We start from the raw sequence: 20894 nt of genomic DNA on the forward strand, positions 1-20894 counted from the left end.
GTGCCGGCACGCTGGCCGCCAGTTGACCGTGACCAGCAGATGGTCGCGCGTCGTGGGCGGCGCCGGCAGTCGGCCGTTCGGCTAACGCGCGGCGGCGCGTGCGGTGCGCGAGCCGCGCGGCTTGAAGAGCTTGACGGTGCGCACGGCCTGATCGTCGCTGCGCATCACCTCGAGCATCACGTCGCCGATTTTCAGGCACACGTCGTCTTCCGGAATTTCCTCGAGGATTTCGAGGACCAGTCCGTTCAGCGTCTTCGGCCCGTCGGTCGGCAGTTTCAGGTGCAGCCAGCGGTTCAGTTCGCGCAGCGGCATGCTGGCCGACACGATGCATTCGCCGTTCTCGTCCCAGCCGCCCGCGCGTTCGCTGCGCGGCATCGATGTCGTGAATTCGCCGATCAGCTCCTCGATGATGTCTTCGGGCGTGACGAGCCCTTCGAGTTCGCCGTACTCGTTGACGACGAGCGCGGTCCGCTGCCGCGTTTCCTGGAAAAACTGGAGCTGCTGGACCACCGGCGTGCCCGAAGGCACGTAGTACGGCTCGGCGAGCAGCGTGCGCAGCGTCTCGCGGTCGAACTCCTGGTTGTGCAGCGCGGTCAGCGTCTTGCGGACGTGCAGCACGCCGAGCACCTTGTCGATGTCGCCTTCGTAGACGACAAGCCGGTTGTGATAGCAGGTTTCGAGCTGGTGCAGGACGTCGTCGAGCGGCGCGTAGAAGTTGAGCGACTCGATCTGGCGGCGCGGCACCATCACGTCGTCGACCGTGATGTTCTCGAGGTCGAACAGGTTGAGCAGGATGCTGCGGTGCTTGGTCGGCATGAAACTGCTCGACTCGAGCACGATGGCCCGCAGCTCGTCGGCCGACATCCGCTGGTCGCGGCCCTTCTTCGTGTTGATGCGCAGCACCCACAGCACGCCGTTCGCGAGTGCGTTGACGAACCAGACGACCGGCTTGAACACGCGCATCAGCGGCGCGATCACGAGGCTCGCGGGCAGTGCGATGCGTTCGGGGAACGTCGCGCCGACGATCTTCGGCGCGATTTCGGCGAACACGATGATCAGGAACGCGACGATGCCGGTCGCGATCGACAGCGCGAGGTTGTTGCGGCCGAACGTATGGAGCGCGAGCGACGTCGTCAGGACCGGGATGATCGTGTTGAACAGGTTGTTGCCGATCAGGATCACGCTGAGCAGCAGGTCAGTGCGCGTCAGCAACCCCTGCGTGGTTTTCGCGCCGAGCGCACCCTGGCCGGCGAGATGCTTCAGCCGATGGCGATTGAGCGCCATCATCGCGGTCTCGGAAATGGAAAAGAAGCTGGAACAGAGGAGAAGCAGGAAGACGGCGCCGATTTGCGCCCATAAGGGAATTTGGTCCACGCGTTGGAAGGAGCAGTGAAGGACAGGGATGGGGGAAATATAGCAGAGGCCGGCGACCGTGATGTGTCGTGCGCGACACGAGGGGCCGCGGCGGCCGGACGAAAAAAAACCGTGCACATGGTGCACGGTTTTTTCAAAATCTGGTCGGGGTGAGAGGATTCGAACCTCCGGCCTCTACGTCCCGAACGTAGCGCTCTACCAGGCTAAGCTACACCCCGATTTCTACTCTTCCGATTTCGCCGTCTTCTTCAAGACCGCTGCGTCGTCAAGCAAGAACATAACTATAACGACGTTTCTTCAAGAAGGGAAGCCCTTGGAGAAAAAAATTTTCGAGACAGGTGATTTTCCCGTGTCGAACATGTGTCGCAGCCGTGGCGGCGACACGTGACATGCAATCAGGACTGCCGCGACGTCGAGTAAGAGCACAGCGCGAGCAGGCTCTCCTTGTAGATCGAATCGGGGAATGCGGCGATCGCGGCCGCTGCCGCCTGCGCTTCCTGGCGCGCGCATTCGAGCGTGTGATCCAGTGCGCCCGAGCGCGTGATCGCTTCGAAAATCGTGTCGAAGCGATCGGTGCCGCCCTGTTCGATCGCCTCGCGTGCCAGCGCTGCCTGCTCGGGCGTGCCGCGCTCGATCAGATAGATGAGCGGCAGCGTCGGCTTGCCTTCGCGGAGGTCGTCGCCGGCATTCTTGCCCATTGCCTCGACGGTGCCCGCGTAGTCGAGCCAGTCGTCCATGATCTGGAATGCGGTGCCTATCCGGCGGCCGTATTCGGCGGCGGCGGCCTCGGTCGGCGCATCGGCGCCCGCGAGCACCGCGCCCAGGCGTGCCGATGCCTCGAACAGCTTGGCCGTCTTGTAGCGGATCACCTGCATGTAGCGCGCTTCGTCGACGTCCGCGTCGTGCATGTTGAGGAGCTGCAGCACCTCGCCTTCGGAAATGATCGTCGTCGCTTCGGACAGGATCTCCATCACGCGCATCTTGCCGACGCCGACCATCATCTCGAACGAGCGCGAATAGAGGTAGTCGCCTACCAGCACGCTCGCCGCGTTGCCGAACAGCGCATTGGCGGTCTGGCGGCCGCGGCGCAGCTCGGATTCGTCGACGACGTCGTCGTGCAGTAGCGTGGCCGTGTGGATGAACTCGACGACGGCGGCCAGCACGTGTCGCTGGTGCGACGTCTCGCCGAGTGCACCGGCGACGAGCAGCAGCAACGCCGGGCGCAGCCGCTTGCCGCCCGCGCCGATGATGTACTCGGCGATCTGGTTGATCAACAGCACGTCGGACGCGAGGCTTTGCCGGATAACGCGATTCACCTGCTCCATGTCGCTGGTGATCGGAGCGAGCAGGTGGGCGGCGCTGAGGGTGGGGGAGGCGGTGGACGACGACATGATGATGGAATTGGGTGATGCCGCGGATTATAAGTCGAATCCGAGATATCCCGGTCTGTCACACGTGCCGCAGCCGCGAATTTGGCCGTTCGGCCGAGGCCCGCGCGTGGCAATCGTCGATCGGTTTTGACTTCGGTGCTAACCCCATGTATAATCACGTGTTTTCCGCGCGTGGTGTGCGGAAAAATTGGATCCAGAGTGAGGTTCTCAATGTACGCGGTCATAAAAACCGGCGGCAAGCAGTACAAGGTTGCCGTTGGCGAAAAACTCAAAGTAGAACAGATACCGGCTGACATTGACGCTGAAATCACGCTCGACCAGGTTCTCGCAGTGGGCGAAGGCGAATCGATTAAGTTCGGTACGCCGCTGGTCAGTGGGGCTTCCGTCAAGGCCACCGTTGTGTCGCACGGTCGTCATGCCAAGGTCACCATCTTCAAGATGCGTCGCCGGAAGCACTACCAAAAGCACGGCGGCCACCGCCAGAACTACACTGAGCTGCGCATCGACGCGATCAACGCGTAAGCGCCTCGGTAAAGGAGCAATCAGATGGCACACAAAAAGGCAGGCGGCTCTTCCCGGAACGGCCGCGACTCCGAGTCGAAACGTCTCGGCGTGAAAGTGTACGGCGGCCAGGCAATCAATGCCGGCGGCATCATCGTGCGTCAGCGCGGTACGCGCATGCACGCAGGCGAGAACGTCGGCATGGGCAAGGATCACACCCTGTTCGCGCTGGTCGACGGTCACGTCAAGTTCGCGACGAAGGGCGCGGACAAGAAGCATCTGGTCATCGTCGTCCCGGCGGCTGCCTAAGTTCAGGCACCCACGGGCTTCGTAGCCGAAAGGCCCCGCAGTCTTCGCGGGGCCTTTTTTTATTTGGCCGCCGGGCGCGTGCGCGTTCCGGCGACCGTTGCGCAACCGGCGTACGATCGGCCGAACGGCAGATTGTTCAAGCGTGCCGGCGCGCGGCACAATAGCGGAAATACTGGGCGGAGTGACGAATGAAGTTCATTGACGAAGCACGAATCGAAGTCATCGCCGGCGACGGAGGCGATGGCAGTGCGTCGATGCGCCGCGAGAAATTCGTCCCGTTCGGCGGGCCGGACGGCGGCGACGGCGGTCGGGGCGGTAGCGTGTACGCGATCGCCGACCGCAACATCAACACGCTGATCGACTACCGTTACGCGAAGAAGCATCTGGCGCGCAACGGCGAAAACGGGCGAGGCTCGGATTGCTACGGCAAGGGTGGCGACGACGTCACGCTGCGCATGCCGGTCGGCACGATCATCAGCGACATGGATACCGGCGAGCTGATCGCCGACCTGACCGAGCACGACCAGCAGGTGATGCTTGCGCAGGGCGGCGCCGGCGGGCTCGGCAACCTGCATTTCAAGTCGAGCACGAACCGCGCGCCGCGCCAGAAGACGGACGGCAAGCCCGGCGAACGCCGCATGCTGAAGCTCGAGCTGAAGGTACTCGCCGATGTCGGCCTGCTCGGCATGCCGAACGCAGGCAAGTCGACGTTCATCTCGTCGGTGTCGAATGCGCGGCCGAAGATCGCCGACTACCCGTTCACGACGCTTGCGCCGAATCTCGGCGTGGTCCGGGTCGGCCCGAGCAAGAGCTTCGTGATCGCCGACATCCCGGGGCTGATCGAGGGTGCCGCCGAAGGCGCGGGCCTCGGCCATCAGTTTCTGCGCCATCTGCAGCGCACCGGCGTGCTGCTGCATCTGGTCGATCTCGCGCCGTTCGACGAAAGCGTCGATCCGGTTGCCGAAGCGACGGCGATCGTCGGCGAGCTGCGCAAATACGACGAGGCGCTCTACGAGAAGCCGCGCTGGCTCGTGCTCAACAAGCTCGACATGGTGCCGGAAGACGAGCGCAAGGCGCGCGTCGCGGATTTCCTCGAGCGCTTCGAGTGGGACGGCCCGGTGTTCGAGATTTCGGCACTGACGGGCCAGGGCTGTGAAGCACTGTGCTACGCGATCTACGACTACCTCTCCGAACATTCAGACGCGCATCGCGCGGCGGAGGCGGAAGATCTCGCGGCGGACGTGCGTTTCCGCGACGCGCCGCCTGCGAAGGGCGAGGCCGCGCCGGGCGACGACGCCTGAGTGGTTCCGGAGTGCGCCGGGCGCGCCGCCCGGCGTCGGCGCTCGATCGCGCCCGGCCGGGCAGGCATCAGATACAGGAGACAGTGCAGGATGCGTTCGATCATCGCGGATTCGAAGCGATTGGTGGTGAAGGTGGGCTCCAGCCTCGTGACCAACGACGGCAAGGGGCTCGATCATGCTGCAATCGGCCGCTGGGCGGCCCAGATCGCTGCGTTGCGCGCCCAGGGCAAGGAAGTCGTGCTCGTCAGCTCGGGCGCGATTGCCGAAGGGATGCAGCGGCTCGGCTGGAGCAAGCGGCCGCGGGAAATCGACGAGTTGCAGGCGGCGGCCGCGGTCGGCCAGATGGGGCTTGCGCAGGTCTACGAGAGCCGCTTCACCGAGCACGACATCCGCACCGCGCAGATCCTGCTGACGCATGCCGACCTGGCGGATCGCGAGCGCTACCTGAATGCGCGATCGACGCTGCTGACGCTGTTGCGGCTCGGCGTCGTGCCGATCATCAACGAGAACGACACGGTCGTCACCGATGAAATCAAGTTCGGCGACAACGACACGCTCGGCGCGCTCGTTGCAAACCTGATCGAAGGCGATGCGCTGATCATCCTGACCGACCAGTCGGGGCTGTTTACGGCCGATCCGCGCAAGGATCCGAGCGCGACGCTCGTCGCGGAAGCGAATGCGGGCGCGCCGGAACTCGAGGCGATGGCGGGCGGTGCGGGCTCGAGCCTTGGCCGCGGCGGGATGCTGACGAAGATCCTCGCGGCGAAGCGCGCGGCGCACAGCGGCGCAAATACGGTGATCGCGAGCGGCCGGGAGTCCGACGTGCTCGTGCGTCTGGCGGCCGGCGAGGCGATCGGCACGCAACTGATCGCACGTACCGCGCGGATGGCGGCGCGCAAGCAGTGGATGGCCGACCACCTGCAGGTGCGCGGCCATGTCGTGATCGATGCGGGCGCGGTCGAGAAACTGACGGCCGGCGGCAAGAGCCTGCTGCCGATCGGCGTGATCGACGTACAGGGTGCGTTCGCGCGCGGCGAAGTCATCGCGTGTGTCGGCCCCGACGGGCGCGAAGTGGCGCGCGGGCTCACGAACTACAGCAGCGCGGAGACGAAACTGATTCACCGCAAGCCGAGCGGCGAGATCGAATCCGTGCTCGGCTACATGCTGGAGCCCGAACTGATCCATCGCGACAATCTGGTGCTGGTGTGATCATTTGCGTTGCCGGTTCAGGCCGTCAAATGAAAAAGCCCGCGTGATGCGGGCTTTTTCATGCAGCGGACGGCAGAGAGTGCGGCGGCGGGCGCCGCGCGCCATCAGCGCAACTGGCTCATCGCGGTACGGTGAAACCGGATGTTCTCGAGGATCTGCCGGGTCGAGCCTTGCGGCATCTTGTTCGCGCAGAAGTAATCCTGATACAGCGCCGAGTGGTAGGCATTCAGCTCGCCGTTCTCGATGCGCTGCCAATCGTTCTCGACCGTGCGATCCCAGCCGTCGTGGTCCGAATTCAGGCCGGCATACTGGCGCCATTCATAGGTGTCGCAGCGGATGCCCTCGTAGTTCACGTTGCGCGCGCCGGCCGGGCTCGTGACGACGACCGCGTAGCGCACGACGCCGTCGGTGCCGACCGCGAGCGACTTCGCATCGACGAAGAACTTGAGCGGCGTGTTCTGCGATACGTTGAACGGCAGCAGGTCGCTCGCCTGCGGCAGCGGCGGCAGCGAGTCGACCGTGTTTTCCTTCCAGGTTCCCTGGCGGTCCAGCAGATACACGAACTCGCTGTCATCCTTGTTGGTCGGTGTCTTCGAATTCGCGCAACCTGCCAGCGTGGCCACCGCGGCAATCGATGCGAGCGCGAGAGCAATCGCTTTCAATATGCATTCCTCGTAAAAAAAGGGCGCGACACCAAGGTCGCGCCCGGGTCATGCAGTTCGATTCGTCATTTGCCGACGATCACGTGGGGCGGCATCTCGTCGAGCGTGCTCGCTTCCACTTCGATCTCCGAACAGACTACCGATGCGTCGACAATCGTCAGCGTCTGCTGGGCCTGTGCGCCAATGACGCGCGGATAGCGCGACAGACGCGGCCCACGCGGCTTCTCGGCTCGCTGCGCCGGGCGGCGCAGGAAGCGCGACAGTTCCGTCAGCGCCAACTGATAGACATCCCGCTTGAACTCGATCACCGCATCGAGCGGCACCCAGTACTCGTTCCAGCGCCACGCATCGAACTCCGGGTGGTCGGTCGCGCGCAAGCAAATGTCGCAATCGCGTCCGACCATCCGCAGCAGGAACCAGATCTGCTTCTGGCCGCGGTAATGACCGCGTACTTCGCGTTTGATGAACTTGTCAGGCACCTCATAACGCAACCAGTCGCGAGTGCGGCCGATTATCTTGACGTGTTCCGGATGCAGGCCCGTTTCCTCGTGCAGCTCCCGGTACATCGCCTGCATGGGGGTCTCGCCGTACTTGATCCCACCTTGAGGAAACTGCCAGGAATGCTCGCGGAGCCGCTTGCCCCAAAACACCTCGTTGCGCGCGTTCAAGAGGATGATGCCGACGTTCGGGCGAAAGCCTTCACGATCCAGCATACAACCACCTTCGAATCCTTTAAAATTGCTTTGATTATAAACAGATAACGGGCGCTGCGCACCGTAGCGGAGCGAATCCGCGCGGGGTACACCGGCTGAATTGTCCCTGATTAGTCTGCTACGTCGTCTGCGCCATCGTCGTCCATTGCTGTTCGCCGCGCGCAGCTTTTTCACCTTGAAACTTTTTCGGGCGCCCCGCCTGGGGGCGCCGTTTTTGGAACCGTCCGCATGAAAGCTTCCCGTTTCTTTATCGGCACCCTGAAAGAAGCACCCGCCGACGCAGAGATCGTCAGCCACAAGCTGATGGTGCGCGCCGGCATGATCCGTCGCGTCGCCGGCGGCATCTATAACTACCTGCCGGTCGGCCTGCGTTCGATTCGCAAGGTCGAGGCGATCGTGCGCGAGGAAATGAACCGGGCGGGCGCCATCGAGCTGCTGATGCCGGCCGTGCAGCCGGCCGAGCTGTGGCAGGAATCGGGCCGCTGGGAACAGTACGGCCCCGAGCTGCTGCGCTTCAAGGACCGCAAGGACAACGACTTCGTGATCGGGCCGACGCACGAGGAAGTCATCACCGACATCGCGCGCAACCAGATCAAGAGTTACCGGCAGATGCCGGTGAACTTCTACCAGATCCAGACGAAGTTCCGCGACGAGATCCGTCCGCGCTTCGGCGTGATGCGCGGCCGCGAATTCATCATGAAAGACGCGTACTCGTTCGACAAGGATGCGGCCGGCCTGAACGAGTCGTATCGCAAGATGTACGACGCGTACGTGCGCATCTTCACGCGTCTCGGCCTCGAGTTCCGCGCGGTCGCGGCCGACAGCGGCTCGATCGGCGGCAACTTCTCGCACGAATTCCACGTGATCGCCGACACCGGTGAGGACGCGATCGCGTACTGCCCGACGTCCGAGTTCGCGGCGAACGTCGAGGCGGCCGAAGCGCTGCCGCTGATCGCCGAACGCGCGGCGCCGGCCGAAGCGATGGAAAAGGTCGCGACGCCGGGCAAGGCGAAGTGCGAAGCCGTCGCCGAACTGCTGGCCATCCCGCTCGAGCGCACGATCAAGTCGATCGTGCTCGCGACCGACAACGAAGGCGCCGAGCCGACCATCTGGCTCGTGATGCTGCGCGGCGACCACGACCTGAACGAGATCAAGGTGTCGAAGCTGCCGGGCCTGAAGAACCACCGCTTCGCGACCGAGCAGGAAATCGTCGAGTGGTTCGGCACGCCGCCGGGCTATCTCGGGCCGGTCGGCACGAAGAAGCCGGTCAAGGTGATCGCCGATCGCACGGTCGCGAACATGAGCGACTTCGTCGTCGGTGCGAACGAGGTCGACTATCACATCGCCGGCGTGAACTGGGGCCGCGACCTGCCCGAGCCGGACGTCGCCGACGTGCGCAACGTGAAGAAGGGCGACCCGTCGCCGGACGGCAAGGGCGTGATCGACATCTGCCGCGGCATCGAGGTCGGCCATGTGTTCCAGCTCGGCACCAAGTACTCGGAAGCGATGGGCGCGACGTTCCTCGACGAGTCGGGCAAGCCGCAGCCGATGCTGATGGGCTGCTACGGCGTCGGCGTCACGCGCATTCTCGGCGCGGCGATCGAACAGAACTTCGACGACCGCGGCATCATCTGGCCCGAATCGATCGCGCCGTTCGAAGTCGTGCTGTGCCCGATGGGCTATGACCGCAGCGACATGGTGCGCGAGACCGCCGACAAGCTGTACGCGGAACTCGCCGCGGCCGGCATCGACGTGATCCTCGACGATCGCGGCGAGCGCCCGGGCGTGATGTTCGCCGACTGGGAGCTGATCGGCGTGCCGCATCGTCTCGTGATCGGCGAGCGCGGCCTGAAGGAAGGCAAGATCGAGTATCAGGGCCGCCGCGACGCCGAAGCGACGCTGCTGCCGGCCGACGCGGCTGCGGCGACGGTCGTGGAGAAGATCCGCGCCGCGCTCGCGCGCTAAGCGCACCGACCGGGGAACGCGGTGGAATACACCTTCCTGTCGGCCACCGTGCTCCTGGTGCTGATCACCGATCCGCTCGGCAACATCCCGCTGTTCATTTCGGCCATGCGGGATGTGCCGCGCGAGCGGCGCGTGAAGCTGATCCTGCGTGAAGTGGGGATCGCGTTCGTGATCCTGCTGTTCTTCATGCTGGTCGGCGACCGCTTCCTGCGGATGATGAGCCTCACCGACCTGTCGTTGCGGCTCGGCGGCGGGATCGTGCTGTTCCTGATCGCGCTGCGGATGATCTTCCCGCATCCGGACGGCGCACTCGGCAACGATCCGCGCGCGGGCGGCGAGCCGTTCATCGTGCCGCTCGCGATTCCGGCGCTCGCCGGGCCGTCGGCGCTCGCGACGGTGATGCTGCTGACGTCGCAGGGGCCCGGCAAGATGCTCGAGTGGGTCGGCGCGCTGACGGTCACGATGATCGTCTGCGCGGTGACGCTCGTGCTGGCCGAGCGGATCCAGCAATGGATCGGCGAACGGACCGTCGCGGCGTTCGAGCGGTTGATGGGCCTCGTGCTCGTCGCGATTTCGGTCGAGATGATGCTGGGCGGCATCCGCGCATTCGTGCACCAGCTGTAGGCGGCGCGGTGCGTGCCCACAAAAAAAGCGGCGCTCCGGGAAACCGGAGCGCCGCTTTCTATTTATATAGTGCGGAGCGGGGCGCTCAGACGTTCGTGGTCAGCGCGCGGATCGTCGGCAGGTTGCGCCAGTAGCCCTTCGCATCCATCCCGCAGCCGAACACGTAGCGATCCGGCACCGCGAAGCCGCAGAAGTCGGGGTGCAGCGGCTTCGCCTTCGCGAGCGTCTTCTCGCACAGCACGGCCGACATGAAGCGCTTCGCGCCCATGTCGAGGATGCGGTCGCGGATCGCGGCCATCGTCTCGCCTTCGTCGAGGATGTCGTCGAGCACGAGCACGATCCGGTCTTTCACCGATTCGCGCGGCGCGACGCGCCAGTGCATTTCCGGGCTGCCCTGCGTCGTGTTGCGGTAGCGGGTCAGGTGGATGTAGTCGAATTCGAGCGGGAAATCGAGATGCGGCAGCAGCATCCCGGTAAACACCGCGGCGCCGCCCATCACCGAGAGAACGAGCGGGAACGCATCGCCGATCTCGGCGCGGATCGCGTCGGCCATCCGGGAGATCGACGCATTGACGGCATCGGCCGAGACGATCTCTTCGGAGTGGTTGAAAATGTGGAGGGCTTCTTCGCGGTTCATGTGTTCTGGCGGGCAGTCGGTATACAAATAAGAATGAAGCAGAACGGCCGGCGCGCGCTACAGCAAAAACCCGCGCGCCGGCCGATCGGCGGAATCAGCGCATGCCGGGCATCATGCCCTTCAGGCCGCGCATCATCTTCTGCATGTTGCCGCCCTTCAGCTTCTTCATCATCGTACGCATCTGGTCGTACTGGTTCAGCATCCGGTTGACTTCCTGCACCGGCACGCCCGCGCCGGCTGCAATGCGGCGCTTGCGCGTCGCCTTGATGATCTCGGGTTTCGCGCGCTCGGCGGGCGTCATCGAGCTGATGATGCCTTCCATCCGGCGGATCGACTTCTCGGCCTGTCCCATGTCGGCGCCGGCCGCCGCCTGCTGGAACTGCGCCGGAAGCTTATCCATCAGCGACGACAGGCCGCCCATGTTCTTCATCTGCGAGATCTGCGCGCGGAAATCGTTCAGGTCGAAGTCGCCGCCTTTCTTGACCTTGTCGGCGAGCTTCTGCGCGGCCTGCACGTCGACGCCGCGCTGCGCCTCCTCGACGAGGGCGAGGATGTCGCCCATGCCGAGAATCCGGTTTGCCATCCGGTCGGGGTGGAACACCTCGAGACCGTCGAGCTTCTCGGCCAAGCCGACGAACTTGATCGGCTTGCCCGTGACGTGACGCACCGACAGCGCGGCACCGCCGCGCGAATCGCCGTCGAGCTTGGTCAGCACGACGCCGGTCAGCGGCAGCGTGTCGTTGAACGCCTTCGCGGTGTTGACCGCGTCCTGGCCGAGCATCGCGTCGACGACGAACAGCGTTTCGGCCGGCTTCAGCGCGCCGTGCAGCGCGGCGATTTCCTGCATCATCGCTTCATCGATGCCGAGGCGGCCGGCCGTGTCGACGAGCAGCACGTCATGGTAGTGGCGCTTCGCCCAGTCGACGGCGGCGAGCGCGATGTCGACGGGCTTCTGGTCCGGCGTGGACGGGAAGAAGTCGGCGCCGACCTGCTCGGTCACCGTTTTCAGCTGCATGATCGCGGCCGGGCGATACACGTCGCACGACACCGTGAGCACCTTCTTCTTGTACTTCTCGCGCAGCAGCTTCGCGAGCTTGCCGACGGTCGTGGTCTTGCCCGCGCCCTGCAGGCCGGCCATCAGGATCACGGCGGGCGGCGTGACCGCGAGGTTCAGCTCGGCGGCCTTGCCTTCGTAGTCGCCGCCGATCACGGCGGTCAGTTCCTTCTGGACCACGCCGACGAGCGCCTGGCCTGGCGACAGGCTGCTGATCACTTCTTCGCCGAGCGCCTTTTCCTTGACCTTGGCGATGAATTCGCGGACGACCGGCAGCGACACGTCGGCTTCCAGCAGCGCGAGACGCACCTCGCGGAGCATCTCCTGCGTGTTCGCCTCGGTGAGCCGGGCTTCGCCGCGCAGCGTCTTGACGACGCGCGCCATCCGTTGAGTGAGATTGTCGAGCATGGGGAGCGATGGACAGTGGGGCCCGAAGGCGCGGCGGAACCGAACAAAGGGAGCCGTCGCGGGAAGGGGGCCTAGTGTAAACTTCGAACATGGATATTGTACTGTATGCCCTCACCGCATTCTTGTACGGCGGCCTCGCCGTCGCAGGCTGGCGCACGCACCGCCAGGGCGCGACGCCGCTCGTCGCGAGCGTGCCGGCCGTGCCGGTCCCCGCGTCCGCGGCGTCCGGGATGAGCGGGGCCGGCCGCGCGCTGCTGTTCGCCGCGCTCGTCGCGCACGGCGTGCTGCTCCATACGACCATCTTCCCGCACGACGCGATGGTGTTCGGCTTCGCGTTCGCGCTGTCCGCGATGTTCTGGCTCGGCGCCGGCATCTACTGGATCGAGAGCTTCTTCTTCCCGCTCGACAGCCTGCGCCTGCTCGTGCTGCCGCTCGCGTGCGGCGCGTCGCTGCTGCCGCTCGTGTTCGGCGGCGTGCGGGTGCTGCCTTATGCCGCAGCGCCGCTGTTCAAGCTGCATTTCCTGATCGCGAACATCGCGTACGGGTTGTTCGCGATCGCCGCGCTGCACGCGATCCTGATGCTGATGGTCGAGCGGCGCCTGCAGTCGCTGCGCAATGGCGGGCGCGACGGCTCGACCGGCTGGATCGCGAGCTGGCTCGAAACGCTGCCGCCGCTGCTCACGCTCGAGAAGCTGCTGTTTCGCCTGATCGGCGCCGGCTTCGTGCTGCTCACGCTGACGCTCGCGTCGGGCATCCTGTTCAGCGAGCAGGTCGACGCGCGCGCGCTGCGGCTCGACCACAAGACCGTATTCGCGATCCTGTCGTGGCTGATGTTCGGCGGCCTGCTGGTCGCCCGCAAGACGTCGGGCTGGCGTGGCCGCGGTGCTGCGCGCTGGGTGCTCGTGTCGTTCGCCGCGCTGCTGCTCGCGTATGTCGGCAGCCGGTTCGTTTTCGAGGTGCTGCTGCACCGTTCCGTGGTTTGAACGCAGGTTTCCGATGCGACAGATTCTTCTCCTGATCCTTCTCTTCTTCGCGGGTTCGTGGCTCGCGCGCAAGCTGCGCCAGGCGCAGGAGCACGCGCAGGCGCGCACCGGCCGCGGCGCCGGTTACGACGGCGCGCCCGGCACCGGCGGCCCCGGGGCTGCACGGCCGAACGGCGACGCCGCCCGCTCGCTGCCCGAGCCGATGGTGCGCTGCGCCGAATGCGGCGTGCATGCGCCGAAGGGCGATGCCGTCGTCGCGGGCGGCGAATACTTCTGCAGCACCGAGCACGCGCAGCGCCACGGCGCACGCGCGAGCGGCCACGACGCCCGATGAACGACGCAGCACGACTGTCGGTCGATGCACACGGCTGGGTGCGTGAAGCGCGTCACGCGCCGTCGCCGAATTACGAGGTGCGGCCCGCGGGCGCGGTGCCGACGCTCGTCGTCGTCCACAACATCAGCTTGCCGCCCGGCGAGTTCGGCGGCGACGCGATCGAGGCGCTGTTCCTGAATCGCCTCGACTGCGATGCGCACCCTTATTACCAGAGCCACCTGCGCGGCGTGCGCGTGTCCGCCCACTTCCTGATCCGCCGCAGCGGCGAACTCGTGCAGTTCGTGTCGTGCGACGAGCGCGCGTGGCACGCGGGCTCGTCCGAATTCTTCGGCCGGCCGCGCTGCAACGACTTCTCCATCGGCATCGAGCTCGAGGGCGCGGACGACGTGCCGTTCGACGACGCGCAGTACGCGACGCTCGCCGCACTCTCCCGCGCGCTCGCCGCACGTTACCCGGTCGACGCATTCGCGGGGCACTCGGACGTCGCGCCGGGCCGCAAGACCGACCCGGGCCCGCATTTCGATTGGCAACGCTTCGCGAGCGATGCCGGGTTTTCCGCCGAATACTTTCCTTTCCGTCAGCACTGATCGCGGGGTTTTTTGACCGGAGAAAGTTTTTTCTCCGACCAATGCCTTGTCGTGTCTGCGCGTGAGCGATGTCAAGACCTCCACCGCAAATTATCCGTTTGGACGTCCTCCGAATGTCCACTATACTTGGTGCCAGTTGAGCGGTTCTGCACTAGATATAGTGTGTGTCGCAGGGGAAACCCGAGCGGCACCGGCCGGCGGCCAACGCCGGCGGACAGGGTTCTCAGGGCGGCGCGTCAGGCCGGGCGGTCCAGGCGTCGCGATCAGCGCAGCGAACTTCGACGGGGCAGGGGATACATGACGAAGCACACGACCGGCTCGGTTGTCGCGCATCGACCGAACCGGCTTCCCCGGCGCATCGCTCGCCTCTTACCGCTCGCGCACCGCGTTGCGCAGCGTTCGTTTTAATCCGCGGTTCTCTCCGCACCATCCAACACCAGGAGCTTTGCACATGCAAACCACCGACAACGCGACGTCCCAGTACGAGAGCGCCTCGAGCCGTCCGCTCGGCGGGACCGAACAGGGCGCGAAGGCGCTCGCGCCGCAGGCCACGTTCGCCGACTACAAGGTGATCCGCCGCAACGGCAGCGTCGTATCGTTCGAACCTTCGAAGATCGCGATCGCGGTGACCAAGGCTTTCCTGGCCGTCAACGGCGGGCAGGGCGCGGCTTCGGCGCGCGTGCGCGAGCAGGTCGAACAGCTGACGCACAACGTCGTGCGCGCGCTCGTGCGCAGCCGCCCGAACGGCGGTACGTTCCATATCGAAGACATCCAGGACCAGGTCGAACTCGCGCTGATGCGCGGCGGCGAGCACAACGTCGCGCGTGCGTACGTGCTGTATCGCGAGAAGCGTCACCTGGAGCGCCAGCATGCGGGCGAGGAAGCAGCGGCAGCGGGCGGCGAATCGAGCACCGGCATCAACGTCGTCGACAACGGCGTCACGCGTCCGCTCGACCTGAACGCGCTGCGCGCGCTGATCGTGTCGGCATGCGACGGCCTCGGCGCTGCGGTTAACCCTGACCCGATCGTCGCCGAAACGGTGAAGAACCTGTACGACGGCGTGCCGATGAGCCAGGTCTACGACTCGGCGATCCTCGCAGCGCGCACGATGATCGAGAAGGACCCGGCATACAGCCAGGTCACGGCCCGCATCCTGCTGCACACGATCCGTCGCGAGATCCTCGGCGAGGAAGTCGTCCAGGCCGAGATGCCGGCCCGTTACGCGGAATACTTCCCGCAGTTCCTGAAGCGCGGCGTCGACGCCGGCCTGCTCGACGACAAGCTGTTGCAGTTCGACCTGAAGCGCCTCGGCGAAGCGCTCGACGCGAACCGCGACCTGCAGTTCGGCTACCTCGGCCTGCAGACGCTGTACGACCGTTACTTCCTGCACGTCGACGGCACCCGCATCGAAATGCCGCAGGCATTCTTCATGCGCGTCGCGATGGGCTTGTCGCTGAACGAGATCGACCGCGAGACGCGCGCGATCGAGTTCTACAACGTGCTGTCGAGCTTCGACTTCATGAGCTCGACGCCGACGCTGTTCAACTCGGGTACGCACCGCTCGCAGCTGTCGTCGTGCTACCTGACGACGGTCGCGGACGATCTCGACGGCATCTATGAAGCGCTGAAGGAAAACGCACTGCTGTCGAAATTCGCCGGCGGCCTGGGCAACGACTGGACGCGCGTGCGTGCACTCGGCTCGCATATCAAGGGCACGAACGGCAAGTCGCAAGGCGTGGTCCCGTTCCTGAAGGTCGTGAACGACACGGCCGTCGCGGTCAACCAGGGCGGCAAGCGCAAGGGCGCGGTCTGCGCGTACCTCGAATCGTGGCACCTCGACATCGAGGAATTCCTCGAGCTGCGCAAGAACACCGGCGACGACCGCCGCCGTACGCACGACATGAACACGGCGAACTGGATTCCCGACCTGTTCATGAAGCGCGTGATGGAAGGCGCCGACTGGACGCTGTTCTCGCCGTCGACCTGCCCGGACCTGCACGACAAGTTCGGCGCCGATTTCGAGAAGGCTTACACGGCTTACGAAGAGAGGGTCGCGCGTGGCGAGATCAAGCTGTTCAAGAAGATCCCGGCGCAGCAACTCTGGCGCAAGATGCTCGGCATGCTGTTCGAGACGGGCCACCCGTGGATCACGTTCAAGGATCCGTGCAACGTGCGCTCGCCGCAGCAGCACGTCGGCGTCGTCCACTCGTCGAACCTGTGCACGGAAATCACGCTGAACACGAGCGACACCGAAATCGCGGTGTGCAACCTCGGCTCGGTGAACCTCGTCGCCCACCTGGTGAAGCAGGCCGACGGCAGCTACGCGCTCGACCACGAGAAGCTGAAGCGCACGATCAGCGTCGCGATGCGCATGCTCGACAACGTGATCGACATCAACTACTACGCGGTGCCGAAGGCGCGTAACTCGAACCTGAAGCACCGTCCGGTCGGCATGGGCATCATGGGCTTCCAGGACTGCCTGCACCTGCTGCGCACGCCGTACGCGTCGGAAGCGGCGGTCGAGTTCGCCGATCGTTCGATGGAAGCGGTCTGCTACTACGCGTACTACGCGTCGACCGAGCTGGCCGAAGAGCGCGGCCGCTACTCGAGCTACCGCGGCTCGCTGTGGGATCGCGGCATCCTCCCGCAGGACACGCTGAAGCTGCTGACGGAAGCGCGCGGCGGCTACGTCGAGGTCGACACCTCGGAGTCGCTCGACTGGACGTCGCTGCGTTCGCGGATCGCCGCACACGGCATGCGCAACTCGAACTGCGTCGCGATCGCGCCGACGGCGACGATCTCGAACATCATCGGCGTGTCGGCCTGTATCGAGCCGACCTTCCAGAACCTGTACGTGAAGTCGAACCTGTCGGGCGAATTCACGGTGGTCAACGAGTACCTCGTCCGCGACCTGAAGGAACGCGGCCTGTGGGACGAAGTGATGGTCGCTGACCTGAAGTACTTCGACGGCATGCTGTCGCGCATCGACCGCATCCCGGCCGACCTGCGCGCGATCTACGCGACCGCGTTCGAAGTCGACCCGACGTGGCTGGTCGAAGCGGCATCGCGTCGCCAGAAGTGGATCGACCAGGCGCAGTCGCTGAACATCTACATGGGCGGCGCGTCGGGCAAGAAGCTCGACGAGGTCTACAAGCTCGCATGGTTGCGCGGCCTGAAGACGACCTACTACCTCCGCACGATGGCGGCGACGCACGTCGAGAAGTCGACGGTCGCGCACGGCGCACTGAACGCAGTGCCGACGAGCGGCGGCTCGAGCAGCGGCGGCGCGCAAGGCGCAGCGGGCGGCTTTGGTGCGGCGGGCGGCGATGCGTCGTCGGGCGCGGTCAACGCAGCGCCGGCACTCGCGCCGGTCGAGGCGGATGGTCCGGTGTGCACGATGCGTCCGGGCGATCCCGGCTTCGACGAGTGCGAAGCGTGCCAGTAACGCAGTGCGCCTGACCTGAGAAGCAGGCAAGGGCGGCGCACACGACGACCGATCGAGGTTGAAGTGTGCGCCGCTCTCAACTAAAAAAATGATAAGGAATCTGTAACGCGGCACCTGCGTTGCAGGCAGTGACAAGCGATCGAAACATCCCCGACGACGTCGCGTTTCGATCAGCGTTCGATGCGTCGAGCGCACCTCGCGATACACGCGCGACTCACATCGCGCGCTGCATGAATGACGATGCGTTGCTCAAAGTGTTGTATCGAGGTCGCAACGCGAATCGAAAAAAGGATTTTTCGTGAGCGAACCCTTTTATCGCTCAGGAAAAGATGGTACAAACCGTTCTAAATTGATGGTGAGAATTTATGCTCAACTGGGATGACGAGAAGACTGCCGTAACCCCCGCGAGCGGAGCGCAGCAAAACGCAATGCGCACCTCCGCCGGGATGGCTGTCGGAATGCAGGCTGCAACGCCTGCCGCCCATCAGGTCCGTGACATTTTCGAAGGCGATCTTGCGGTGCCGCCGCAAGCATCGGCTGTTCCCGCCGGCGGTTCGGAAGCGCGGGTCAATGTCGCCGACAAGCGCATCATCAACGGCCAGACTGACGTGAATCAGCTGGTGCCGTTCAAGTACAAGTGGGCGTGGGAAAAGTATCTGGCCGGTTGCGCGAACCACTGGATGCCGCAGGAAATCAACATGTCCCGCGACATCGCACTGTGGAAGGACCCGAACGGTCTGACCGAGGACGAGCGCCGCATCGTGAAGCGCAACCTCGGTTTCTTCGTGACGGCCGATTCGCTCGCGGCGAACAACATCGTGCTCGGCACGTACCGCCACATCACGGCGCCCGAGTGCCGGCAGTTCCTGCTGCGCCAGGCGTTCGAGGAAGCGATCCACACGCACGCGTACCAATATATTGTCGAATCGCTCGGTCTCGACGAAGGCGAGATCTTCAACGCGTACCACGAGGTCACGTCGATCCGCGCGAAGGACGAATTCCTGATCCCCTTCATCCACACGCTGACGGATCCGGCCTTCAAGACCGGCACGCTCGAAGCGGACCAGAAGCTGCTGAAGTCGCTGATCGTGTTCGCCTGCATCATGGAAGGCCTGTTCTTCTATGTCGGGTTCACGCAGATCCTCGCGCTCGGCCGCCAGAACAAGATGACGGGTGCTGCAGAGCAATATCAGTACATCCTGCGCGACGAGTCGATGCACTGCAATTTCGGCATCGACCTGATCAACCAGATCAAGCTCGAGAACCCGCATCTCTGGACCGCGGAATTCCGCGCCGAGATCCGCGAGCTGTTCAAGCAGGCTGTCGAACTCGAATACCGCTACGCCGAAGACACGATGCCGCGCGGCGTGCTGGGTTTGAACGCGTCGATGTTCAAGAGCTACCTGCGCTTCATCAGCAACCGCCGTTGCCAGCAGATCGGCCTCGATCCGCTGTACCCGAACGAGGAAAACCCGTTCCCGTGGATGAGCGAGATGATCGACCTGAAGAAGGAACGCAACTTCTTCGAGACGCGTGTGATCGAGTATCAGACGGGCGGTGCGCTGTCCTGGGAATAACCCGCAGCAGCGAACCCGTCACATGATGTGAGCAGCCGGTGGCCTCTCGGCCCCGGCCCAAGGTTTAGGAGCAAGAACGCCTGATGCAAAGCATGCCCGGTGCCTTAACGGCCCAACGACACGACAGGCACTTTGCGAACCCTTCAGTGGGATGGGCAAACTTCCCTCCGGAAAAAGCGGACGGCCGTGTGGCGGTCCGCTTGATCAAGCGATTAGGGGTAGCGGCGCGAGGTGCGCCGGCTACCGACTTGATTTGGCGCGCGAGGCCGGGTGGTCACGCGCGCCATACCGTATTCATTAGCGTAAGCGCGTGGTATCCGCGTACGCCGATGAATAGCCCGCTTCGAAGCGCACGTCCTGAACAGCGTCCGCGGGAAGCGGGTTTTGACGAAGGGTGTAGTTTGAACTGACTCTCATCTGAACCTGAAGGAGAACAACATGGCTACCGCCAAGAAGAAACCGGCTGCTAAGAAAGTTGCTGCCAAGAAGACCGTTGCGAAGAAGGCTGCTGCTCCGGCGAAGAAGGCTGCTGCAGTGAAGAAGGTTGCTGCGAAGAAGGTCGCGGTGAAGAAGGTTGCCGCGAAGAAGGCAGCACCGGCGAAGAAGGCCGCAGCGAAGAAGGTTGCAGCCAAGAAGGTCGCGGTGAAGAAGGTTGCCGCGAAGAAGGCAGCACCGGCGAAGAAGGCCGCAGCAAAGAAGGTTGCAGCCAAGAAAGTCGCAGTGAAGAAGGTTGCTGCGAAGAAGGCCGCACCGGCGAAGAAGGCTGCTGCGAAGAAGGCTGCACCGGCGAAGAAGGCTGCTGCGAAGAAGGCCGCGCCTGCTAAGAAGGCTGCTGCGAAGAAGGCCGCGCCTGCGAAGAAGGCTGCCGCGAAGAAGGCTGCGCCTGCTGCGAAGAAGGCTGCCGCTGCTCCTGCGAAGAAGGCCGCTGCTCCGGCGAAGAAGGCTGCTGCACCGGCCAAGAAGGCTGCAGCTCCGAAGAAGGCCGTCGTGAAGAAGGCTGCGCCGGCAACGACCGCGTCGACCGCATCGGTTGCGCCGGCATCGGGCGTGAAGACCGCGCTCAACCCGGCAGCGGCATGGCCGTTCCCGACCGGCAGCCGTCCGTAATCGAGGCTGAGCCGTACCACCCGGACACTCACATGGTGTCCGTGGGTTGAGTAGCGCTACTCAATCAGTCCCGCCATCTGGCTCAGGTGGCGGGATTTTTTTCGTCCGTGTTTGCCGATGTGCTGGGGAGCCGGCTGCCCGTATGCGGGCAGCGGCGAGTACGGACGAAAAAAAACGCATGTGCAGCTTCGCACATGCGTTCGACCGCGGCTTGCGCCGCGAGCTGAGGTACCTGTTAGTGCGTGACGCGCGTGACGCCGCCGCTCGACAGCAGTCGCACCCGCTCGCCGGCGCGGAACGCTTCGCCGCTTGCTGCCTGCGTGATCGAGCGCAGATCGCCGTTGTCGAGGCGCACGGTGATTTCGACACCGTTCGCCGTGCTGAGGTTTTCGCCGACCGCGTTGCCTGCGACCGCACCGACGAGACCGCCCGCGATCGCGGTCAGGATCGATCCCTTGCCGCCGCCGATCGCGCTGCCTGCCACCGCACCGAGTGCGCCGCCGCCGAGCGTGCCGATCGCACTGCCGCCGCCGTCGGACTGGATGCGCACTGCACGGACGCTTTCGACCGTGCCCATGCGAACCGTCTGTTCGCGCTGCGCCTGGCCGACGCTATAGACATCCGCCGAGCCCGGCGCGGTGAAGCAACCGGTGAGCGTCAGCGAGGCCGTCAGCATGGCCGCGAGCGTGAGGGTCTTTTTCGTCAACATCTTT

General features: G+C 64.7%; 20 protein-coding genes and 1 tRNA gene. 13 read left to right on the forward strand and 8 right to left on the reverse strand.

The window, feature by feature from the left end:
- Positions 1 to 81: 81 nt before the first annotated feature.
- The 3 genes from AB3K92_RS24960 to AB3K92_RS24970 form a co-directional block, all read right to left on the reverse strand.
- Positions 82 to 1374 (reverse strand): HlyC/CorC family transporter, encoded by a 1293-nt coding sequence (locus AB3K92_RS24960; protein ID WP_021159896.1) that lies wholly within the window; start codon positions 1372 to 1374, stop codon positions 82 to 84.
- A 141-nt stretch (positions 1375 to 1515) separates the two neighbouring features.
- Positions 1516 to 1592: transfer RNA gene (locus AB3K92_RS24965), tRNA-Pro, on the reverse strand.
- Positions 1593 to 1769: 177 nt separating this feature from the next.
- Positions 1770 to 2765, reverse strand: coding sequence for a polyprenyl synthetase family protein (locus AB3K92_RS24970; RefSeq protein WP_042975355.1), 996 nt, complete (start codon positions 2763 to 2765; stop codon positions 1770 to 1772).
- A 210-nt stretch (positions 2766 to 2975) separates the two neighbouring features.
- On the opposite strand from AB3K92_RS24970, the gene rplU reads away from it, so the two are divergent.
- From rplU to proB, 4 genes are all read left to right on the forward strand, one after another.
- Entirely contained in the window at positions 2976 to 3287 is a 312-nt protein-coding gene (rplU, locus tag AB3K92_RS24975; protein ID WP_006025184.1) for a 50S ribosomal protein L21, read from the forward strand.
- A gap of 24 nt (positions 3288 to 3311) precedes the next feature.
- Positions 3312 to 3575, forward strand: a complete 264-nt coding sequence (gene rpmA / locus AB3K92_RS24980; protein WP_006476999.1) for a 50S ribosomal protein L27 — start codon at positions 3312 to 3314, stop codon at positions 3573 to 3575.
- Between the two features lie 188 nt (positions 3576 to 3763).
- Positions 3764 to 4876, forward strand: coding sequence for a GTPase ObgE (gene obgE / locus AB3K92_RS24985; RefSeq protein WP_042975354.1), 1113 nt, complete (start codon positions 3764 to 3766; stop codon positions 4874 to 4876).
- A gap of 90 nt (positions 4877 to 4966) precedes the next feature.
- The gene (gene proB, locus AB3K92_RS24990) at positions 4967 to 6085 is read left to right on the forward strand and encodes a glutamate 5-kinase (RefSeq protein WP_042975353.1); all 1119 of its coding nucleotides are present in this window, start codon (positions 4967 to 4969) and stop codon (positions 6083 to 6085) included.
- Between the two features lie 104 nt (positions 6086 to 6189).
- Here proB and AB3K92_RS24995 read toward each other — a convergent pair whose 3' ends face one another.
- On the reverse strand, positions 6190 to 6747 hold the full coding sequence (locus tag AB3K92_RS24995; RefSeq protein WP_027788435.1) for a CNP1-like family protein: 558 nt from the start codon (positions 6745 to 6747) through the stop codon (positions 6190 to 6192).
- 65 nt (positions 6748 to 6812) lie between these two features.
- A complete protein-coding gene (locus AB3K92_RS25000) occupies positions 6813 to 7460 on the reverse strand; it encodes an RNA pyrophosphohydrolase (protein ID WP_048026088.1) in 648 nt (215 codons plus the stop codon).
- A gap of 228 nt (positions 7461 to 7688) precedes the next feature.
- Here AB3K92_RS25000 and AB3K92_RS25005 point away from each other — a divergent pair, with 228 nt between their 5' ends.
- Both AB3K92_RS25005 and AB3K92_RS25010 read left to right on the forward strand, forming a co-directional pair.
- A complete protein-coding gene (locus AB3K92_RS25005; RefSeq protein WP_021159892.1) occupies positions 7689 to 9425 on the forward strand; it encodes a proline--tRNA ligase in 1737 nt (578 codons plus the stop codon).
- Positions 9426 to 9446: 21 nt separating this feature from the next.
- Entirely contained in the window at positions 9447 to 10049 is a 603-nt protein-coding gene (locus AB3K92_RS25010; protein ID WP_009688453.1) for a MarC family protein, read from the forward strand.
- Positions 10050 to 10134: 85 nt separating this feature from the next.
- Here AB3K92_RS25010 and AB3K92_RS25015 read toward each other — a convergent pair whose 3' ends face one another.
- On the reverse strand, positions 10135 to 10686 hold the full coding sequence (locus AB3K92_RS25015; protein ID WP_021159891.1) for a hypoxanthine-guanine phosphoribosyltransferase: 552 nt from the start codon (positions 10684 to 10686) through the stop codon (positions 10135 to 10137).
- Between the two features lie 94 nt (positions 10687 to 10780).
- Positions 10781 to 12148: a signal recognition particle protein gene (gene ffh, locus AB3K92_RS25020; RefSeq protein ID WP_369466023.1), complete on the reverse strand. Its 1368-nt coding sequence runs from the start codon at positions 12146 to 12148 to the stop codon at positions 10781 to 10783.
- Between the two features lie 89 nt (positions 12149 to 12237).
- Here ffh and AB3K92_RS25025 point away from each other — a divergent pair, with 89 nt between their 5' ends.
- From AB3K92_RS25025 to AB3K92_RS25055, 7 genes are all read left to right on the forward strand, one after another.
- On the forward strand, positions 12238 to 13131 hold the full coding sequence (locus tag AB3K92_RS25025; RefSeq protein WP_318826456.1) for a cytochrome c biogenesis protein CcsA: 894 nt from the start codon (positions 12238 to 12240) through the stop codon (positions 13129 to 13131).
- Positions 13132 to 13144: 13 nt separating this feature from the next.
- Complete coding sequence (locus tag AB3K92_RS25030; protein ID WP_027788431.1) at positions 13145 to 13465, forward strand: PP0621 family protein; 321 nt, start codon at positions 13145 to 13147, stop codon at positions 13463 to 13465.
- Complete coding sequence (ampD, locus tag AB3K92_RS25035; RefSeq protein WP_021161899.1) at positions 13462 to 14052, forward strand: 1,6-anhydro-N-acetylmuramyl-L-alanine amidase AmpD; 591 nt, start codon at positions 13462 to 13464, stop codon at positions 14050 to 14052. The genes AB3K92_RS25030 and ampD overlap by 4 nt, the downstream gene beginning before the upstream one ends.
- Before the next feature lie 451 nt (positions 14053 to 14503).
- Positions 14504 to 17497, forward strand: a complete 2994-nt coding sequence (locus tag AB3K92_RS25040; RefSeq protein WP_369466024.1) for a ribonucleoside-diphosphate reductase subunit alpha — start codon at positions 14504 to 14506, stop codon at positions 17495 to 17497.
- Between the two features lie 365 nt (positions 17498 to 17862).
- Positions 17863 to 19074: a ribonucleotide-diphosphate reductase subunit beta gene (locus AB3K92_RS25045; RefSeq protein ID WP_014898151.1), complete on the forward strand. Its 1212-nt coding sequence runs from the start codon at positions 17863 to 17865 to the stop codon at positions 19072 to 19074.
- Between the two features lie 83 nt (positions 19075 to 19157).
- A complete protein-coding gene (locus tag AB3K92_RS25050; protein ID WP_080982133.1) occupies positions 19158 to 19484 on the forward strand; it encodes a hypothetical protein in 327 nt (108 codons plus the stop codon).
- Positions 19485 to 19512: 28 nt separating this feature from the next.
- Entirely contained in the window at positions 19513 to 20181 is a 669-nt protein-coding gene (locus AB3K92_RS25055; RefSeq protein WP_021161894.1) for a histone H1-like DNA-binding protein, read from the forward strand.
- 235 nt (positions 20182 to 20416) lie between these two features.
- Here AB3K92_RS25055 and AB3K92_RS25060 read toward each other — a convergent pair whose 3' ends face one another.
- Positions 20417 to 20890 carry a glycine zipper 2TM domain-containing protein gene (locus AB3K92_RS25060; protein WP_021161893.1) on the reverse strand — a complete coding sequence of 158 codons (474 nt, stop codon included), beginning with the start codon at positions 20888 to 20890 and terminating at the stop codon, positions 20417 to 20419.
- Positions 20891 to 20894: the final 4 nt, after the last annotated feature.

Origin of the sequence: Burkholderia sp. Bmkn7 (assembly GCF_041103175.1) — a bacterium.
Taxonomy (GTDB): Bacteria; Pseudomonadota; Gammaproteobacteria; order Burkholderiales; family Burkholderiaceae; genus Burkholderia; species Burkholderia cepacia.

Coding starts and splice junctions, on each gene's coding strand:
- AB3K92_RS25060 (WP_021161893.1), bottom strand. CDS start 20,890: ATGTTGACGAAAAAGACCCTCACGCTCGCGGCCATGCTGACGGCCTCG.
- AB3K92_RS25025 (WP_318826456.1), top strand. CDS start 12,238: ATGGATATTGTACTGTATGCCCTCACCGCATTCTTGTACGGCGGCCTC.
- rpmA (WP_006476999.1), top strand. CDS start 3,312: ATGGCACACAAAAAGGCAGGCGGCTCTTCCCGGAACGGCCGCGACTCC.
- AB3K92_RS25000 (WP_048026088.1), bottom strand. CDS start 7,460: ATGCTGGATCGTGAAGGCTTTCGCCCGAACGTCGGCATCATCCTCTTG.
- AB3K92_RS25015 (WP_021159891.1), bottom strand. CDS start 10,686: ATGAACCGCGAAGAAGCCCTCCACATTTTCAACCACTCCGAAGAGATC.
- AB3K92_RS24970 (WP_042975355.1), bottom strand. CDS start 2,765: ATGTCGTCGTCCACCGCCTCCCCCACCCTCAGCGCCGCCCACCTGCTC.
- AB3K92_RS25045 (WP_014898151.1), top strand. CDS start 17,863: ATGCTCAACTGGGATGACGAGAAGACTGCCGTAACCCCCGCGAGCGGA.
- AB3K92_RS25050 (WP_080982133.1), top strand. CDS start 19,158: ATGCAAAGCATGCCCGGTGCCTTAACGGCCCAACGACACGACAGGCAC.
- ffh (WP_369466023.1), bottom strand. CDS start 12,148: ATGCTCGACAATCTCACTCAACGGATGGCGCGCGTCGTCAAGACGCTG.
- AB3K92_RS25040 (WP_369466024.1), top strand. CDS start 14,504: ATGCAAACCACCGACAACGCGACGTCCCAGTACGAGAGCGCCTCGAGC.
- AB3K92_RS25030 (WP_027788431.1), top strand. CDS start 13,145: ATGCGACAGATTCTTCTCCTGATCCTTCTCTTCTTCGCGGGTTCGTGG.
- ampD (WP_021161899.1), top strand. CDS start 13,462: ATGAACGACGCAGCACGACTGTCGGTCGATGCACACGGCTGGGTGCGT.
- AB3K92_RS25055 (WP_021161894.1), top strand. CDS start 19,513: ATGGCTACCGCCAAGAAGAAACCGGCTGCTAAGAAAGTTGCTGCCAAG.
- AB3K92_RS25005 (WP_021159892.1), top strand. CDS start 7,689: ATGAAAGCTTCCCGTTTCTTTATCGGCACCCTGAAAGAAGCACCCGCC.
- proB (WP_042975353.1), top strand. CDS start 4,967: ATGCGTTCGATCATCGCGGATTCGAAGCGATTGGTGGTGAAGGTGGGC.
- rplU (WP_006025184.1), top strand. CDS start 2,976: ATGTACGCGGTCATAAAAACCGGCGGCAAGCAGTACAAGGTTGCCGTT.
- obgE (WP_042975354.1), top strand. CDS start 3,764: ATGAAGTTCATTGACGAAGCACGAATCGAAGTCATCGCCGGCGACGGA.